This window comes from Undibacterium sp. TC9W (genome assembly GCF_049339865.1).
In the GTDB taxonomy this organism is placed as follows: domain Bacteria; phylum Pseudomonadota; class Gammaproteobacteria; order Burkholderiales; family Burkholderiaceae_D; genus Undibacterium.
In genome coordinates this window covers 1-966 of the sequence record NZ_JBMPPJ010000060.1, presented here as the reverse complement: position 1 = coordinate 966, position 966 = coordinate 1, and the positions used below count along the sequence as shown (strand labels likewise).

At 47.6% G+C, this 966-nt stretch carries 1 pseudogene; it reads left to right on the top strand.

From position 1 onward, the window contains the following. A pseudogene (locus tag ACO0LN_RS30235) lies at positions 1 to 966 on the top strand (hypothetical protein); the annotation flags it as partial.

The window sequence follows — 966 nt, the reverse complement described above, 5'->3', positions numbered from 1 at the left end:
TGGTTATCGACACAACGTCTTCTTCCAATGCAACTGGTGGTGGCGTGAACAACACGACTGTCAGCAATGCAGTGTTCGTATCTGGCGGCGCAACAGTAACAACAGGTGTTGTTGGTACTAACCCAGTCAACGGTGGTGGTACAGCATTGACTCCAACAGCGCTGGTAGCTGGTCAAGTATTCAATAGCACTGTAGGCGTGAACGACAACTTCACAGGCTTGACTGCAACTCTGAATGGTACAACTGTCAACGGTAATGCTGGTGATACAGATGTCATCACTCTGGGTGATGCAGCTACTGCTATCGCTTTCGGTAACGCAGCAGCAGGCGGTACGATCACTAACATCAAGACTGTGAACCTGGCAAATGCAACTAACTCTGTCAGTATCTTCAATACAACAACTGGTATCACTACCATCAATGGCGGCACAGGTGCAGATACAGTTGACGTAACAGGTGCTGGTGCTTCCTTCGCAGCTGGTAATGTGAACCTGGGCGCAGGTGCTAACCAATTGACATTGGGTAACTTCTCTTACACTGGTACTTTCAGTGCAGGTGCAGGTACAGATACATTGGTTCTGGGTACAGCTTCCAATATCGGCGGCGCGAATGTCACTGGTTTTGAAAATCTGACAATCACTACAGGTGGTTCTGTAACTATGTCAGCAGCACAATTTGCTGCTGCTACAGGTACAATCGTAGCGGCTGGTACTGCAGCTGGTACTAATGCTGAAACAGTTACTTTGTCAACTGCTGGTACTATCACAGGTAGTGCAGTGATTGAGAACTTCGTTCTGGCTAATGGTACAAATGCTGTAACACTGGCTACTACTGCTGTGAACCAAACTTTCACTGGCGGCACAGGTAATGACGCGTTCACTACAACTTACGCTAACCTGGCATGGAAAACAATCAATGCTGGTTTGGGTACCGATACAGTAACAGTTACTGATGCAGTTACAGCAG